The organism is Shinella sp. WSD5-1 (assembly GCF_963942435.1).
Lineage (GTDB): Bacteria > Pseudomonadota > Alphaproteobacteria > Rhizobiales > Rhizobiaceae > Shinella > Shinella yambaruensis.
The window spans coordinates 135,401-151,511 of record NZ_OZ012601.1 but is presented as its reverse complement, the minus strand read 5'-3'; the positions used below and the strand labels follow the sequence as shown (position 1 = coordinate 151,511).

Annotated in this window: 16 protein-coding genes; 11 read left to right on the top strand and 5 right to left on the bottom strand. The window is 57.5% G+C overall.

Annotation, left to right across the window (positions count from 1 at the left end):
- The first annotated feature begins 13 nt into the window (after positions 1-13).
- From AABQ55_RS32870 to AABQ55_RS32835, 8 genes are all read left to right on the top strand, one after another.
- The gene (locus tag AABQ55_RS32870) at positions 14-280 is read left to right on the top strand and encodes a hypothetical protein (protein ID WP_272809154.1); all 267 of its coding nucleotides are present in this window, start codon (positions 14-16) and stop codon (positions 278-280) included.
- Positions 281-284: 4 nt separating this feature from the next.
- Entirely contained in the window at positions 285-956 is a 672-nt protein-coding gene (locus AABQ55_RS32865; RefSeq protein ID WP_272809153.1) for a virB8 family protein, read from the top strand.
- Complete coding sequence (gene virB9, locus AABQ55_RS32860; RefSeq protein WP_443021293.1) at positions 953-1,807, top strand: P-type conjugative transfer protein VirB9; 855 nt, start codon at positions 953-955, stop codon at positions 1,805-1,807. The genes AABQ55_RS32865 and virB9 overlap by 4 nt, the downstream gene beginning before the upstream one ends.
- Before the next feature lie 13 nt (positions 1,808-1,820).
- Complete coding sequence (gene virB10 / locus AABQ55_RS32855; protein ID WP_272809152.1) at positions 1,821-2,990, top strand: type IV secretion system protein VirB10; 1,170 nt, start codon at positions 1,821-1,823, stop codon at positions 2,988-2,990.
- A 7-nt stretch (positions 2,991-2,997) separates the two neighbouring features.
- Positions 2,998-3,993 (top strand): P-type DNA transfer ATPase VirB11, encoded by a 996-nt coding sequence (gene virB11 / locus AABQ55_RS32850; protein WP_272809151.1) that lies wholly within the window; start codon positions 2,998-3,000, stop codon positions 3,991-3,993.
- A gap of 168 nt (positions 3,994-4,161) precedes the next feature.
- Positions 4,162-4,902, top strand: coding sequence for a LuxR family transcriptional regulator (locus AABQ55_RS32845; RefSeq protein WP_272809150.1), 741 nt, complete (start codon positions 4,162-4,164; stop codon positions 4,900-4,902).
- Positions 4,903-4,997: 95 nt separating this feature from the next.
- Positions 4,998-6,026 (top strand): class I SAM-dependent methyltransferase, encoded by a 1,029-nt coding sequence (locus AABQ55_RS32840; RefSeq protein ID WP_272809149.1) that lies wholly within the window; start codon positions 4,998-5,000, stop codon positions 6,024-6,026.
- A complete protein-coding gene (locus AABQ55_RS32835) occupies positions 6,026-7,039 on the top strand; it encodes an MFS transporter (RefSeq protein ID WP_272809148.1) in 1,014 nt (337 codons plus the stop codon). Before AABQ55_RS32840 ends, AABQ55_RS32835 begins: the two co-directional genes overlap by 1 nt.
- A 313-nt stretch (positions 7,040-7,352) precedes the next feature.
- Here the strand turns inward: AABQ55_RS32835 and AABQ55_RS32830 are convergent.
- Positions 7,353-8,491 (bottom strand): IS3 family transposase gene (locus AABQ55_RS32830; RefSeq protein WP_168168997.1). Its coding sequence is split into 2 segments (ribosomal slippage): positions 7,353-8,233 and positions 8,233-8,491, totalling 1,140 coding nucleotides; the frame shifts between segments, so codons are not numbered across the junction.
- 246 nt (positions 8,492-8,737) lie between these two features.
- Between AABQ55_RS32830 and AABQ55_RS32825 the strand changes: the two genes are divergently transcribed.
- The 3 genes from AABQ55_RS32825 to AABQ55_RS32815 all read left to right on the top strand — a co-directional run bounded on the left by AABQ55_RS32825 (position 8,738) and on the right by AABQ55_RS32815 (position 10,935).
- On the top strand, positions 8,738-9,928 hold the full coding sequence (locus AABQ55_RS32825) for a hypothetical protein (protein WP_272809147.1): 1,191 nt from the start codon (positions 8,738-8,740) through the stop codon (positions 9,926-9,928).
- A gap of 76 nt (positions 9,929-10,004) precedes the next feature.
- On the top strand, positions 10,005-10,511 hold the full coding sequence (locus AABQ55_RS32820; RefSeq protein ID WP_272809146.1) for a GNAT family N-acetyltransferase: 507 nt from the start codon (positions 10,005-10,007) through the stop codon (positions 10,509-10,511).
- A gap of 181 nt (positions 10,512-10,692) precedes the next feature.
- Positions 10,693-10,935, top strand: a complete 243-nt coding sequence (locus AABQ55_RS32815) for a helix-turn-helix domain-containing protein (protein WP_272809179.1) — start codon at positions 10,693-10,695, stop codon at positions 10,933-10,935.
- Here the strand turns inward: AABQ55_RS32815 and pepT are convergent.
- The 4 genes from pepT to AABQ55_RS32795 form a co-directional block, all read right to left on the bottom strand.
- A complete protein-coding gene (pepT, locus tag AABQ55_RS32810; protein ID WP_272809145.1) occupies positions 10,927-12,156 on the bottom strand; it encodes a peptidase T in 1,230 nt (409 codons plus the stop codon). The genes AABQ55_RS32815 and pepT overlap by 9 nt on opposite strands.
- Before the next feature lie 57 nt (positions 12,157-12,213).
- Positions 12,214-13,449, bottom strand: coding sequence for a CapA family protein (locus tag AABQ55_RS32805; RefSeq protein WP_272809144.1), 1,236 nt, complete (start codon positions 13,447-13,449; stop codon positions 12,214-12,216).
- Between the two features lie 94 nt (positions 13,450-13,543).
- Complete coding sequence (locus AABQ55_RS32800; RefSeq protein WP_272809143.1) at positions 13,544-15,226, bottom strand: dipeptide ABC transporter ATP-binding protein; 1,683 nt, start codon at positions 15,224-15,226, stop codon at positions 13,544-13,546.
- Positions 15,223-16,098, bottom strand: coding sequence for an ABC transporter permease (locus AABQ55_RS32795; protein WP_272809142.1), 876 nt, complete (start codon positions 16,096-16,098; stop codon positions 15,223-15,225). The genes AABQ55_RS32800 and AABQ55_RS32795 overlap by 4 nt, the downstream gene beginning before the upstream one ends.
- Between the last annotated feature and the right edge of the window lie 13 nt (positions 16,099-16,111).

Below are 16,111 nucleotides of genomic sequence, written 5' to 3'. Positions count from 1 at the left end.
AAGGCTTGCTGAAATGACCAAGACCACCGTCCTGCTTGTCGTTCTCGCCGCGCTGGGAGGGTGCGCCTCGCTCACCTATCCGCTCCCGAAATGCGACGGCTATTCGCGGCGGCCGCTGAACCGCTCGATGTGGGAATGGGAGGGGGACCGCAAGCTGCAGCGCGAGGATTCGAGCGCTCGGTCCCCGACATCGGCCACCCCCTATGTCGAGGAAGACAACACACCCGCGGCGTTCGCGCATCTCGATATCGACGGCTCCCATCGCCGTTGCGCGGGGTGAAAGCATGGTCTCGACAGACAATCTCAAGAGCTATTTCGAGAAGGCGCGGCGATTCGACCAGGACCGCATGATGCAGATCGAGCGATCGAACCGGATCGCCTGGGCGATCGCGATTGCCTCCAGCATCGTTGCCGGCGTCGCCGTCTTCGCCGTCGCCGGCTTGACGCCGCTGAAGACTGTCGAACCCTTCGTCGTGCGCGTCGACAATTCCACCGGGATCGTCGATGTCGTCTCGGCGCTCACCTCGACAGCCGGCACGTACGACGAGGCGGTGACGAAGTATTTTGCCGCAAAATATGTCCGCGCCCGTGAGGGTTACGTCTGGAGCGAGGCGGAGGAGAATTTCCGCTCGATCGCACTGCTGTCGACCCAGGCGGAGCAGGCCCGCTTCTCCGCCAGCTATCGCGGGAGCAATCCGGAATCGCCGCAGAACATCTACGGCCGTGCTGCGACCGCCCGGATCAACATCGCGTCGATCTCGCTGATCAACCAAAACGTCGTGTCGGTGCGCTACATGCGCACGATCACCCGCGGCGAGGAAACGCGCACCTCCCACTGGGTGGCGACGCTCACCTACTCCTACGCCAACGCCCCGATGTCTTCGACGGACAGGCTGGTGAACCCCCTCGGCTTTGCGGTCAGTGAATACCGCGCCGATCCGGAGGCAATCAATTGATACGAAAGTCAATTCTTCTTGCATTGCTTGTCGCCGGAGCAGCCTCTTCTGCCCTTGCACTCGACATTCCCCGCGGGGCGTCGCAGGACAGCCGGGTCCGCTTCGTGAACTATCAGCCCTACAACATCACCCGCATCGTCGGCACGCTGCGTTCCTCCGTGCAGGTCGAGTTCGCGGCCGACGAGGAGATCGCCCATGTCGCGCTCGGCAACAGCGTTGCCTGGGAGGTGGCGCCGGCAGGCAACATCCTGTTCCTGAAGCCACGCGAGAACCAGCCGGTGACCAACATCTCCGTGGTGACGACCCGGCGAGATGGCTCGACGCGCAGTTATCAGATGGAGCTTACCGTTAGAGACGGCTCGGTCGCGGTCGGACAGAACACCTATTTCTATGTGAAATTCCGCTATCCCGCAGATGAGGCGGAACTTCGCCGCCGGCAGGCGGCGGCGCGCGCGCTTGCCAACCAGGCGAAGCATGCTGACGATGTGCTTGCGCTCCATGAAGCGTACGGCCCGCGCAACTGGCGCTATTCCGCACAAGGGTCGCAAGCTCTGGAACCACAGAGCGTCTACGACAACGGCAAGATCACCACCTTCGCCTTCGTCGGCAATCAGGAGATGCCGGCCATCTACATGGAAAACTCGGACGGCTCCGAGAGCCTCGTCCCGAAATCCGTCGACGGCAATCTCGTAATGGTCCACGCGATCAGCCGCAAGTTCATCCTGCGGCGCGGCAAGGATGTGCTGTGCGTGTTCAACGAGGCCTACGATCGTGTCGGCATCAATCCGGACACCAACACGACGTCGCCCTCTGTGGAACGCATCGTCAAAGACGATGCTTCGGCGCAATAGGGGAGGGGAGGCCATGATTCAGGAAGAGGAACATCGCATCCCCGGCGAGCGCGCCGAGACAGTCACCGGCCGACGCATCGACCAGAATCCGGTCTTGAAGCGCGGCGCGGTGGCGCTTGCCGTCGTGGCGTTCATCGGATTTGCTCTCTGGTCAACGACGGGCAAGAAGGCGCAGGACGAGGACTCGCAGCCGGAGCGCGTCGTCATTCGCCAGACCACGCCGTTCGAGGCGGCCAAGGAGAAGGTCGAGCCGAAGGAGGTCGTCCCGGAGGTGAAGCTGCCGACGCCTGTCGTGGAATCGGTCGCAGAGGAGAAGGACGAGCTGCTCGATTCCGCACGCAGGGCACCGGTGATGGCGTTCAGCGGGGGGCAGAAAAATGCCACCCAGCGCCGAGAGAACGATTCCGAAACGGCCGCGAATAGCAATTTCCTTCCGCTCGACGGCAACATGATGGGACAAAACCAGCAGAATAGCGATGAACAGCGCTTCGACGGCCTGCTGCGCCCGACCAAGCTTGAAGGCTCGCGCGCCGGCACGCTCGGCAATCGCGACTTCATCGTCGCTATGGGGACATCGATCCCCTGCGTGCTGGAGACAGCCTTGGCCTCCGACCAGCCCGGGTTCACCAGCTGCGTGATCAACCGCGATATTCTCTCCGACAACGGCAGGGTCGTCCTCATGGAGAAGGGCACCCAGGTCGTTGGGGAATACCGCGGCGGGCTGCAGCGCGGGCAAAAGCGCCTATTCGTTCTCTGGAACCGCGCGAAAACCCCGAAAGGGGTGATCGTCACGCTCGCCTCTCCAGCGACCGATGCGCTCGGCCGCGCCGGCGTCGACGGTTATGTCGACACCCATTGGTGGGTGCGCTTCGGCAGCGCCCTGCTTCTTTCCATTGTCGGTGATGCGACCAGCTACGCGAACAGCCGGTTGCAGGATAGCGACGTCGATGCGCAGAATACCACAAGCGCCGGCCAGCAGGCGGCGGCGATCGCCGTCGAACAATCCATCAACATTCCGCCGACGCTCAACAAGCACCAGGGCGAGCTCGTCTCGATCTTCGTCGCCCGCGACCTGGATTTCTCGGGGATTTATTGCCTGCGGGTAACGGAGCCGAGGAACCGCATCCTCGATCGGGCGGTGGTGGGGGATTTCGCGCCAGACTCGAAGCTGGTAACGAAGTAGCGCGGCGATGACAGAAGCGCAGGATGCGGCAGTCGTTCGTGAGTTGCTGAAGCCGTTTTCGGCATTCTTGCAGGATCCCTCACTCTATGAGGTGATCGTCAATCGGCCTGGGCAGGTGCTGACGGAAGGACCCGGCGGGTGGCGGATCCATGATCTTCCGGAGCTTTCCTTCGACAAACTCATGCGCCTAGCCCGGACCGTCGCCAGCTTCTCGCATCAACACATCGATGAACAGCGGCCGATCCTATCGGCAACGCTTCCGGGCGGGGAGCGCATTCAAATTGTCATCCCTCCTGCCACGCTGAAGGGGACGGTGAGCATCACCGTCCGCAAACCGTCGTCGGTGGATTTCACATTGGACGATCTGGAAGATAGGCAGTTTTTTGCGCGCACGCGGACTGTTGAGACGGATGCGCCAGGCGAAGACGACGAGCTACGCGACCTATACCGCGCTGGTGAGGTCAAGGAGTTCCTGCGGCGGGCGGTTATCTCCCGAAAGAACATAATAATTTCGGGAGCGACAGGATCGGCAAAAACGACGCTTTCGAAGGCCCTTATCAAACATATTCCCGCGGACGAGCGGATCATATCGATCGAGGACACGCCGGAAATCGTCATCTCGCAACCGAATAACGTGCGGCTGTTCTACTCGAAAGACCGGCAAGGGCTTTCTCAAGCCGGGCCTAAGGAGCTTCTGGAATCTAGCCTCCGTATGCGCCCGGATCGTATACTGCTGCAGGAACTGCGCGACGGAACTGCGTTCTACTACATCCGGAATGTCAACTCCGGCCATCCAGGCTCAATCACAACAGTCCATGCAGATTCCGTGTCGCTAGCGTTTGAGCAGTTGACCCTTTTGATGAAGGAGTCAGATGCAGGTCGAGACATTGACCGTGCCGAAATTCTGAGCCTGCTGACGGCTGCGATTGATGTGGTTGTCCAATGCAAACGGACGGCTGGTTTGTTTCAGGCGACAGAGGTTTATTTTCGTTCACGTCTTTAAAGCCGGGCATCGGGTCAGGCTACGCTCGACTATCGCGCGTTGCATTGCTATGCAACCCTCGATATTACGAGCAACAACGGAAATTCAAAGTTCCATAAATTGTATTATGCAATCTAGGATTGTCGTTGCTGGCACCACACTGCCCTAACATGTACGGAGGCAGACACTTTGAAGGAATTAGATCGACCCGAGCGTCTGGAAAAGCTCACAGCCGAGATCCAAGGCGCCCCTACCGTTTCCGATGCCCTTTGGATTTTCCAGCGAGCCTATGATCTCGACTTCCTCACCTATCATCTCGCATTGACTATCGCCGATGTGGTCGACACACCGTATGTGCGGACGACATACAACGACACGTGGGTATCGCGCTATTTGCTGCGAGGATACGTCAAGATCGATCCCATCTTACGCGACGGTCTCACCCGCTTCATCCCATTCGACTGGCGCGAGGTCGAAGTCTCAGCAGCGGCCGAAGAATTCCTGGCCGACGCACAACAGCACGGTATCGGCGCCAACGGCTTCTCCATTCCCATCGTAGATAAGAAGCGACGCGCGCTCTTATCATTAAACTCTAGGCAGAATCCCGATGAATGGGACAAGGTAGTTGCACGATATCGCTCTGAATGGCTGGACGTCGCGTATTTGATCCACCGAAGAGCAGTCTTCGAACTTCATGGCGAGCACGACCCAATTCCCCACCTTTCCAATCGCGAGATCGAGTGTCTTCACTGGAGCGCCCTCGGCCTGCACAGCAAGGACATCGCGACGATACTCGGCTTGTCCGAGCATACTACACAAAGTTACCTGGCATCCGCCCGGCACAAGCTTGGAGCGGCGACAATTACGTCGGCGACTTCTCTCGCAATTCAACTCCGGCTGATCAATCCCTACAGCAATACCCAGACCTAAGGGGGCTGCTTTCTGGAGATTTATCGCATCGGCGATCGGCGGCATGCTTCTCTCGCACAGGCTGAACGCAACCTGGCGATGAGGAGGAGCTCGCTATGTCAAAGGCTTCATCGGAATTCATGCGGGAATGCGACGGCGCGCCTCGGCTGAACGAGATGTTCCAATTCTTTTCTGCGACGGCCGCCGGTAGATCGGGCGCGCCCGAAAATCTTCCGACCGCGGACTTCCGGTTGCTGCAGCACGACACCCGCCTGCTTGAGTTTGCCGAACGACACCGCGCTTTGTGGGGCCAGTTCGACCCGCACTTCTTCAGCAGTATTCCTTACGTCCTTGAAGAAGAAATCAGGCACGGCGACGCCCTGCTGGAATACGCCAAAAGCAAGCAGCGCTCACACTCTCCAGTAGGATACTACGTGCTTGGAGGCGCAGAAGGGACGTTGGCGCGCACGCTCGGAAGCATGGCGGGCGGAGCAATACTCACGTTGTCATGCAGTCCGAACAAGGAGAACGAAGCGAGTTTCCTCAGGCACGGTCAACCGCGATTTTCTTCCTTTTTCCATGGCCCCTTTCACCGACTGACATCGGAATTTCTCCTCAGCGACGCCGTTCTGAAACCGCTCGGCGGCAAGTTCGATGTCATTCTCGAGGATACAACATTCCAGATGTATTCCCCGAACCGCTCGGGGCAGATCAGCTTCGTCAAACAATATCTGAAGGACGATGGAGTATTCCTCTTTGTCGAAAAGTTCCGACATGAAGGCTCCGCCGAATATGTGCGTCGCGAACTACAAAAAGACTATGGGTATAAGGCCAGGTATTTTTCGGCTGACGAGATCGCTCAAAAAAACAAAATAATCCTCGAGCGGATGAACCTTAACGAGGTTACGATCGAGACAATGGCCGCAGCGCTCCGCGAACACTTCGTGCATGCCTGCATGACGTGGAATAGTGGCAATTTCTACGCAATAGCCGCCAGCAATAATGCGCAAAATCTCTTCGATTTCGTCGGAAGAATGTGTGAACCGTGCATACCGCACGAATACAACTACGAGAAGCTGCCGAGGCCCCTGCCCGGATTTTCGTTTGACCTGCCCCCATTTCGGCACGTGAAAAGAGCGCCGTGATGGTAAAACCCGAAGGTTGGCTAGCAGCTAGGAAAGGCCGTTCGACGCTGCTCCTGTTCTTTGCTGGAATGCTGGTCTCAAACGTAGGCCGAAACGCATATTTCGTCTGCTTAACATGGATCGCCCTTACCAAGTCGAACAGCGTGCGACTGGTAACGGTTTTGCTATTTGCGAGCACGCTGGTGCAATTCCTGTCCAGCGGCATATCCGGCCATTTGGCCGACGTGATCGACCGACGCCGCCTCGCGGTCGGCTTCGACGTTGTTCGAACTCTGGTGGTGGCGCTGACTGGATACGCCGTCACTGCCGAAGCCGGCCTTTGGGCGCTGTTCTTGTCGGTTGCCCTCTACTCGGTTGCCGACCGTGGGTATCTCACCTCCATGCAGTCAATGATCCCAGACTTAACTCTCCGGACGAGCGCAATCGCCGCGAACTCGGCTTCGTATTTAATGATGCAAGTGGGGACCTTTTTGGGCGCGCTGCTGGCGGGCTATCTTCTTCATGCGATACCATACGGAGTAGGACTGTCATCAATCGCTGTCACATTCGCCATTTCGGTCATCGTGCTTTACGCCGCGCGAATGGAACTGCGCGCCCCCGCGACAGCAACGCAATATAGAGCCAACCTACTAAGCCAACTGTTTTCCATAAAACAGCTAACTCGAAACAGGCTCATCGGCTCCGCGGCGTGTTACGGGCTCACTCTTGGCCTGGCGGCCTTATTCAGTTCTCTGCTCGCGGCATACGTTCTGAAGGAAATGAAAGGCGGAGCTGTTCAATTTGGCCAGATGGAATCTGCTTGGGCGCTTGGTGCAACTGTCGCCTGCCTACTTCTCTCGATTGGAGTCGGAAAGTCGCTGACAGACCTTAGCCTGGCACCTCTCCTATTCCTCTCCGGGGTTGGGCTTATCCTTTTATGGATGTTTCCCGGACCTGCCTCGGCAGCTACGACGCTCGTCGCGCTCGGCGTCATCTACAACGTGAACCGAATCCTCGTGGACGCGCGAGTATAACAAACCGTTGAGAGCTCGGCAATTGGAAGAACCAAGGGGGCGATCAACACCGTTGGGACTGGGATTGGTTTGCTTGTCTACGCCCTCATCGGAGTGGGTGGGGATAGATTCGCACCTTCTGAGATGTTTGCCCAGTATGGGGTGTTCATCGCTGCCGCTGCGGTGGGTTTTCTCCTGGCTGCATCAAGAGATCGGTCGTGCCCCAGCGAACGAAACGGGAGTGATTGAGAAATGCAGAGCCCCCGTGACATCAGAGGTGGCTCGGTTTGTCTGAACAGCTTCGGGCGTTTCGCTAAGTGGATTTCCGCCTCGATTATGCCGCCACCATCATTGGTGTCAGCGCGTTGAAGTAGGCCTGATCCGGCGTCCGCCGGTCAAGGGATGAATGTGGGCGTCTGGTGTTGTAGAAGTTCAGATATCGGGCGATGCCAGCGCGTGCCTCGGACACAGTCTTGTAGGCATGGAGGTAGACTTCCTCGTATTTGATCGAACGCCAGAGCCGCTCGACGAAGACATTGTCTCGCCACGCACCCTTGCCATCCATCGAGATGGCAATCTGTGACCTCTTCAGCACGGCGGTGAAGTCGATGGAGGTGAACTGCGATCCCTGGTCGGTATTGAAGATTTCCGGCCTGCCATGACGGGCAAGTGCCTCCTCCACCGCCTCGATGCAGAAGGCTGCTTCCATCGTGATCGACAACCGCCATGACAAGACCTTCCGGCTGAACCAGTCCACGACGGCGCACAGATAGACAAATCCCCGCGCCATGGGGATGTAGGTCAGGTCCATTGCCCACACCTGATTGGGCCGGGTGACTGCCAGCTTTCGTAGGAGGTAGGGATAAATTTTGTGCCCTGGCGCTGGTTTCGAGGTGTTCGGGCGGCGGTAGATCGCCTCGATGCCCATCTTCTTCATCAGCGTGGCGACGTGTCGCCGCCCGGTCTCCAGACCTTCTCCTCTCAAGAGCCCTTGCAACATCCGACTTCCGGCAAAGGGGTAGTCGAGATGCAATTCGTCAATCCGGCGCATAAGGGCCAGATCGCCGTCAGACACCGGACGAGGCAGATAGTAGACGCTGCCACGGCTGAAGCCGAGAAGCTTCGCCTGGCGCACGACGGATAGCTTGTGCTCGCGGTCGATCATTTCTTTCCGCCCAGCAATCCCGCCTTGCCGAGCGCACCGGATAAAAAATCGTTCTCCAGTGTCAGTTCGCCGATTTTCGCGTGCAGCGTTTTGACATCGATGGTCGGACCCGACGGCTCCGCTTTCGTTTCATCGCCGAACACACCTGTCGCCCCCTCAAGGAGCTGGTCTTTCCATTGCTTGATCTGGTTGGCGTGCACATCGAACTGCTGGGACAACTCCACCAGCGTCTGCTCACCTCGGATGGCGGCAAGTGCCACCTTCGCCTTGAAAGCCGGGCTATGGTTCCGGCGCGGTCGTCTCGTCATGGTCTCTCCTGTTCCCGGCATCTAAGCCGAAGTCAGGCAGAAACTCCACTTATCCCCGCTGTGCAGATTTCCCGAGCCAGCTCTATCCGCTGCGCTTTCGACCGTCTCCTCCCTTTGGTCAAGGGCTACTGGGAGGAGCCCTTACCGGCATACGCCGCAGCAGTTTACGAAGGTTTCGATCTACCAGGTTTGGATATTAGGCGCGACGCATTAACAAAGCTATGTTCGCTCCTCCGGCGACGTGCGATGGAGTCTGGACACAGCGAAACACTAGCACAGCTTTTAATCGAGCAGATTCATCGTAGACCAGTGATCCAGACCGGGCCACATTGCCATCTCGTGGTCGAGCCGGATGCGTTCTTCACCCATCTGTTCAACCTCATGGCTCTGAAAGCTCACTCAGAAGCTTGGTATCTCAACTATTCCGTTTCAACGGTGAAGTTTACTGAACGGGCCAAGAAAGGGCCCGGATGGCTTCTGCTCGATGGGCAAAATGTCAATGTGTTTGGACTATCCCATAGGCAGATGGAGCCATACAGCATCTGCGGCCGTCATGCTCCGCGGCGATTTGCAATGAGGCCAGCTGATCCCCACGTCGATCACCCTATGCGGGATCGCTTACAAGCCGTTCTTCCTGACAGGGAATTCTCCTCGGCCGCAGATGCGGTCAAATCGGCAAACGAGTGCCTGTGGCGCGCTTGCGTAGGACGCAATGTCCACTTCCTACAACTGGATGACGCCGATGTGGCAACGCTTGTCATCGACCATCTCCGGGATCGGGAATCCTGGTTATCGCGCCACTTCATCAATTGCCCCGCTACGCTAGCCACTTTTGCGGGCGCCGTGCGCGAGCTCAATTCTGGGCCGTGGGCCGGCTGGTTCACGTTCAACACCGATTTCTTTTGGCTCATTCACGGCGGGCGGTTGAAGCGGTTACATCTAGAGGGAGGCAAGTTGCGCGACAGCTTGGGGGACTTCGAGGTGGATTTCAATGCCGACTCGTTGGCGGAATCGCTCGAGGCGCGAGAAATCGTTCCGAGTCTGTTCCTAGTGTTCATGGTTGTTGCGATCCTCCCTGCCCTGCGCGCACTCGGCGGCAGCCGGCAGATCATCTATTATCCGTTGATGCGCGCCGCATTGTTGAAGGCATTGGAGCGCTCATCCGTCCTAGTCAACAAAGTGCTAGCAGAGAGCTTGCGGCTTGATCCGACGCCGAGTGTATGGGGGCACCGCACGATAGCTCCGACCTGCGACGACCCTTGGCGAATGCTCGCAGCTGGCGGACCCGCGGCGACCGCGAAACTGATCAACACATTCGCGAGCATGTCCTTGAATGACGCGAGCGCCGGTCTGCCCGGGTTTGTGAATGATGAACTCTGGCAGCAATGCTGCACTGCGCTGAAGGATAATAGCTTGCCCATTTTGCCAGCGAATTGAGAAACGCTCGATCGGCGAGACTTGACCGGTAAACCTGTGGGAAAGTGCACCGGCTGCACCGGACCGGAGACATCGAATGAACACGCCCCCCATCACCATCAGGCGCCTTTCTGCACCGGACGTTGGTACTTTCCAACAAGTCCGACTGGAAGCCCTTTCGTGCGAGCCATCATCCTTCGCGAGCACACACGAGGAATGGGCTTCGTTGCCCATAGAGGCCTGGCTGCGACGGCTGAACGACCCGGTCTTTGTCGCGTTCCAAGGTGGGGATCCAGTCGGTTTGATTGGCCTGATCAGAGAACCTCGGGCCAGATCCGCCCATCGTGCGACAATCGTTATGGTCTACGTCACGAAAACTCTGCGCGGGCGCGGACTTGCGACACGCCTTCTCGATACCGTTGAAAAATTCGCTCGGGGCATAGGCGTGACGCAGCTGGAACTGACGGTAAGCGCCCAAAATCCAGTGGCGACAGGCGCATATCTTCGTCACGGGTTCGTTGAGGTCGGCAGAATCCCGAACGGGTTCATTCACGACGGGAGAGGAATCGATGAAATTCTGATGGTGCGTCCATTGGTACCTTAGCTGGTCCGCACGTGTGAGGTCCCTATTCCAGGCCGATTGCCGGCTGGACGAGAAACGAAGCGGTCTCGTCCGAGCAGTGCGCCCTTATTTTAGAGATCGCGGCAGCGCCGTGTATCGCATTTTGTTACTTTGTAGAGTTTACTCCGTAGATGAATCCACCGCAGCGCGCATGACTGCGATCATGACCATTCGTGAGATTTTCGCGCGCAACCTCAGAAAGCTGCGACAGGCCAAAGGTCTGTCCCAGGAGAAGCTTGCACATCGCGCCGGCATTGATCGTACCTATATCAGTTCCCTTGAACGATGTGTTTATTCGCCCACAATCGACATGGTCGAGACCCTGGCGGAGATTTTGGAGGTTTCCCCGGCTGACCTGCTAGAGTCGGACCGTGGCAAGCCGCGTAGCGCCCCGAAATCAACTTGAATCAGCCGCGAGTTCGCATATCAAGGCCGCGACCTGGAATGACTTCACAAATGCAGGAACTGGCAGAAATTCGAACCGAGAATGGAAATTGTACGCGCCCGTGAACATGTTGGGCGTTGGGATGCCGCGCTCTGAGAGGACCGCTCCATCAGTCCCCCCACGCATCGACAAGAACTTAGGTATGATGTGGAGTCTATCGAGCGCGGAACCGAGTAGGCTCATCGGAAGCGGATTCATTGAAAGACAGGGACCGACGTTGCGGTACTCGTCCGCTATTCGGTACTGAATATTCCCCGATGCATATTTCTGTCTCACTGCTTCAACGACCGTCGCAATCTTCGTCTTGCGGCCCTCAAATGCAGTGTTATCAAAGTCGCGGATAAGAACCTGTAACCGCGCGCTGCTGTCATTTGCGACCAGATTGGCAACCCAGCAAAATCCTTCGCGGCCCTCAGTGTGTTCAGGGGTATCCATTGGATCAAAGTGGCTGATAAAATCGTGCGCCATCAGGATCGGGTTTACGAGTTTGCCCTTCGCCGACATGGGATGAGCACTCGCCCCTTCGAAAACGATTTCGGCTGAGGCGGCATTGAAGTTCTCAATGACCACCTCGCCGAGTTCACAACAATCGATGGTATAGGCGAAGTCGCAAGGGAAACGATCAAGGTCCAATGCCTTTGCCCCCCTCAGGCCGATTTCCTCGTCAGGCACGAACGCGACGAAAATGTCTCCGTGGGCCTCCGGGTCTTCCTGCCGAGCCAGGACCGTCATGATTACAGCAATCGCAGCTTTGTTGTCGGCGCCGAGGACACTGGTTCCGTCGCTTGTGATGATATCCGCATTCAGCCACTGGCGAAGTTCAGGATGTTCGTCGATCCGTAGCCATATTGACTGCTCGCTATTGAGGCACAGGTCGCTGCCGGAGAAGCGGTGGATTTGAGGTCGAACCGCCGGAGACAAACCAATGTCGGCGGTATCCAAATGAGCGATAAACCCGACCCGCGGTGCCCTCGACCGAGTACCGCGCCGAACCCCGGTTACGATTGCCTGGTCATCGACGACCACGTCTTGAACGCCCAATTCTCGTAGCTCTTCTGCCAACAAAAGAGCCAGAGACATTTGGCCGGGCGATGAAGGCAGCTTCATCAATGAGCTATCGCTTTGGCTTGCGACCGCAGCGTAGCGAAAGAAGCGCTCCGTCAGTTCCTGGCTGATATCCATGTGAAGCCCCGTGCGTTCATCAAAATTCCGGTAAATGACCATAACAAGAGGACCACCTCACGTCCGAATTCGCGCGCAACCGCTGGATATGTCCACATCGGTTCCAAAAGCTGCCGACTGGTGGGCGAGGCGGCGCAAGATGCGATCCGCGTTTCGGTGATCTGCAAGCTCCGGAACTAGGCGCTTTTCAAATTCGGATCGGCGCAAGGCGTTCTCTCCGCCGATAATCAGTGGATGAAGCGATACTTCGGTGAGATTGTTGCGCTCATCAAAGGAACATGCCCCGATCACGCTCTCCCAGACCTCCGGCGCTCGCCATGTTTCCTCCTCTGAAGGAACGTGAAATATGAAGTTGCCCAAACTGTAGAATATCGGGCGCCGGCGGTAAATTTCTACTCCCTGAAGAACCGGAGCGCCGTGACTGACGAACGCGGCGGCGCCAGCGTCAATGCATTGCTTTGCTACACTGCCGACCCAATCGGGAACCTGCAGCCAATCCGACGCCCAGTGGTGGTGATGTAGGTAGGCGACGACAAAGCGTCCGTCCCGAGCAGCGGCCGCGATCGCATTGAGGTTCCGAGATAGATCATGGTCGTTGATTTTCACACTCCGTCTAAATCCTGTCGACCGCCGAAAGACCGCTCGAGCGATGCAGACTTCTTCGGATTCATCGATCGCAAACGGGTCATTCGGCTGGATGTCGTTCACCAGGGTGATGTCGGTATACCCAACCCTGTCGCGGACCGAGCGAAGCTCCTCGAACATGTTGTTGTCGACATCAATGACCTGCGATATGCCGAGACGATTGACGCCCGGGCGTTCGGGACGCTCATTCCTCGCATCGTCGGCATACATGATATCCGGCCCCGGACCACCATCCATGGCGACAACCGCCACCCTCCGCCCCCCAATCTTTCCCACACCCGCAGTGGCCGCCTCACCATGATTGCGTCCGATACCAGCGTGCAGAAAATCGCGTTGCTCGACTTCCTCAAGCGTTGACAAGATACCCGATGGTCCGAGATCGAAGGCGTGATTGTTCGATAGCGACAGGGCGCGAAAGCCAATGTCTTTCAGAGCGTCCAAAACAATGGGTTTACTGCAATCGAAATAAGAGCCCTTCAAAGGCCAGCCGCGATGACGTCCGAAAATCGTCCCTTCAAAGTTGGTAAACGCCAAATCCGTATTTCTCAACAACGCACAAACCTCTTGGAACCCTGGGTTAGAGACACTGCGGGTGTCGTGTTTGATGAGAGATTGCCCGGTGACCGCGACAGTAAAGTTGCTGCTCATAGATTGACCTCTAATAATATGACGCGCCGGAACGCCAAGGGTGCGATCCGCGCCCTACCCTCGGCTGCCGCCCGCTTAGTGGATTGTTCTGGTTCTATTGGACAAATTTCTGAGAGCGTGCCTCGACGAGACTACGAGTGTAGGCATTCTGCGAACGGGAAAAGATCGTCGCTGCCTGACCAGAGTCCTCTACGCGCCCTCCTTTGAAGATGTAGATGTGGCTACAAATATCCTGAACGACGGCAAGATCGTGGGAGATGAAGAGCATCGAGATACCATCGTCGAAAACTCGTTCTTTCAGGAGCTTGACGATCTCGGCCTGCACGGAGACGTCGAGCGCAGAAGTAGGTTCGTCGGCCACAATGATCTGTGGCCGCGCGAGTAACGCACGCCCTATGCAAACGCGTTGTTTCTGTCCGCCGGATAGCTGATGCGGATAGCGGGCCAGGACGTTTCGCGCGAGCCCCAGCCGATCCACCATCTCATCCACATTCGAATTGGTCCGATTGCCGGAAGCGTGCATGCCGAACCGGATGGCCTCCTGAAGAGTGTCGTCGATCGTCATCCGCGGGTTCAACGAAACCGACGGATCCTGGAAAATCATTTGAACCCGCCCGAGAATGCCACTCTTGCCGCCCTTCCTCGAAATATCGAACCTCGTATCGTCGATCACGATCTCGCCCTCGCCGGCCGTTTCAAGCCCCGCAATGATCCGGCCGATCGTCGTTTTGCCGCTGCCGCTCTCACCGACAATACCGGTGATACTTCCACGTGGAATTCTGATCGAAACATCGTCGAGGGCACGCTTCGGCGACCGTCTGATGAATGGCCAGGACAGCCCTGAGGAGCTAAAAGCTTTGGAGACCTTTCTAGCGACAAGGATGTCGGCAGCGCCGCGCGTGTCGTGCTCCGGATTCTCCCGCCGCGCCTCGTTGATCCCCGACCCATCCTGGTCGCTATTGTGTTCGGACACCTGCAACCTTGGCACCGCGGCGAACAATGAGCGCGTGTAGTCGTGCTTCGGATCATCCAGAATGACGCTCGTCAGATTTTGCTCGACAACCCGACCATGTCGCATCACCAAGACGTCGTCGGCGATTTCCGCGATGACACCCATGTCATGGGTGACCAGAACAATCGAAACTCCGGTTTCGTCGACAAGCCTGCGCAAAAGCGCGAGGATCTGCTTTTGAACGGTTGCATCTAGTGCGGAGGTTGGTTCGTCCGCGACGATAACTTCAGGCGAGCCTGCTATTGCCATCGCAATCACGATGCGTTGACGCTGACCACCGGAGAACTGGTGCGGATAGTCGCTAAATCGACGCTGCGGATCAGGAATGCCGACGCGCTCCAGGAGTTCGAGACAACGGGCGCGGATCTCCTTGCGGGAGATCTTCGGATCGGAAGCCCTGATAGTTTCGCTGAGCTGCGCGCCTATCGGCATCAAGGGATCTAGCGATGCCGTGTGGTCCTGGAAGACCGCTGAAATGCGTTGCCGCGAGATAGGGGTCCGCCCATTTGTTCCTACTCCGCCGACGGGCTGACCGGAGAGCTTTATTGTTCCGGACGTCTCTTCGAACTGCGGCCCTAGCATCCGCAACACTGCGTTCCCCAATGTCGATTTCCCGGCGCCGGATTCACCTATGATGCCGAGGATCTTCCCTTTTTCGAGAGCGGCGCTTACATTTTGAAGAATTTGGAGCGAACCGCTCGCCCCTCTGTACTCAACCGAGAGATTGTTGATTTCCAGCAGGCTGGTGCTTGCATGTTCAGTCATCGTTGCTTGCTCCTGGGATCCAATTTGCGCCGAACATCCTCGCCAACGAAGTTTACGCTCGCAATCAACGCGAACAGGGCGAGACCGGGAAAGAAGCTGATCCAGTACTGTCCGGTCAGCAGATACTGGAACCCGTTCGCAACCGCAGAGCCAAGAGACGGTTGATCGACTGGAACGCCTAGCCCGAGAAAGGACAACGTTGCCTCAAGCGCGATAGCGTGGCCTACCTCAATCGGAATCAGGGTGATTGCCGGCGCGATGCTGTTGGGAAGAAGGTGGCGGAGAATCACGCGAATTGTAGGCAGCCGCAGCAAATGAGCACTGTCGATGTATGACTTGCTTCGTTCGCTTAATGCGACGGCACGGGCGACCCGGGCATAGTTTGCCCATTGGACGATCACGAGGGCCAAGATGATGCGATCGACGCCCGGACCAAGCGTTACGACGGCAATAAGGGCAATGAGGATCGTCGGTAGGCTCAGAAACAGGTCGACCGTGCGCATGATGCCGATATCGATCCAGCTACCAAAATAGGCTGCGGAAACGCCGGCGGTAAGGCCGATCAGAGCAGCGACCGCCGTGCTGGTGAGGGAAACTACCAGGCTAATGCGCAAGCCGAAGAGAATTGTGCTGGCAATATCGCGTCCCAGACCGTCGGTTCCCAGCACATAGGTATAGCCACCACTTCCAGGCGTTCCTGGTGGAGACGACGCTTCCCAGCCGAAGATCTGAAGCGGGTCGTAGGGGTTTTGCGGCGCAATTAGCGGTGCGGCAGCAGCAACGAGGACGAAGGCAACAAAAATGATTGTCGAGGGCGTTATAGAAAGAGCTAGATCGTGCTTCCGCCATCTCCGGAGCGTTTCGGATTTCATCTGAGCTTACCTT

Excerpts from the sequence above, each read along its gene's own strand:
- AABQ55_RS32870 (WP_272809154.1), top strand. The coding sequence starts at position 14 with ATGACCAAGACCACCGTCCTGCTTGTCGTTCTCGCCGCGCTGGGAGGG.
- AABQ55_RS32865 (WP_272809153.1), top strand. The coding sequence starts at position 285 with ATGGTCTCGACAGACAATCTCAAGAGCTATTTCGAGAAGGCGCGGCGA.
- virB10 (WP_272809152.1), top strand. The coding sequence starts at position 1,821 with ATGATTCAGGAAGAGGAACATCGCATCCCCGGCGAGCGCGCCGAGACA.
- virB11 (WP_272809151.1), top strand. The coding sequence starts at position 2,998 with ATGACAGAAGCGCAGGATGCGGCAGTCGTTCGTGAGTTGCTGAAGCCG.
- AABQ55_RS32840 (WP_272809149.1), top strand. The coding sequence starts at position 4,998 with ATGTCAAAGGCTTCATCGGAATTCATGCGGGAATGCGACGGCGCGCCT.
- AABQ55_RS32835 (WP_272809148.1), top strand. The coding sequence starts at position 6,026 with ATGGTAAAACCCGAAGGTTGGCTAGCAGCTAGGAAAGGCCGTTCGACG.
- AABQ55_RS32825 (WP_272809147.1), top strand. The coding sequence starts at position 8,738 with ATGGAGTCTGGACACAGCGAAACACTAGCACAGCTTTTAATCGAGCAG.
- AABQ55_RS32820 (WP_272809146.1), top strand. The coding sequence starts at position 10,005 with ATGAACACGCCCCCCATCACCATCAGGCGCCTTTCTGCACCGGACGTT.
- AABQ55_RS32815 (WP_272809179.1), top strand. The coding sequence starts at position 10,693 with ATGACCATTCGTGAGATTTTCGCGCGCAACCTCAGAAAGCTGCGACAG.
- pepT (WP_272809145.1), bottom strand. The coding sequence starts at position 12,156 with ATGGATATCAGCCAGGAACTGACGGAGCGCTTCTTTCGCTACGCTGCG.
- AABQ55_RS32805 (WP_272809144.1), bottom strand. The coding sequence starts at position 13,449 with ATGAGCAGCAACTTTACTGTCGCGGTCACCGGGCAATCTCTCATCAAA.
- AABQ55_RS32800 (WP_272809143.1), bottom strand. The coding sequence starts at position 15,226 with ATGACTGAACATGCAAGCACCAGCCTGCTGGAAATCAACAATCTCTCG.
- AABQ55_RS32795 (WP_272809142.1), bottom strand. The coding sequence starts at position 16,098 with ATGAAATCCGAAACGCTCCGGAGATGGCGGAAGCACGATCTAGCTCTT.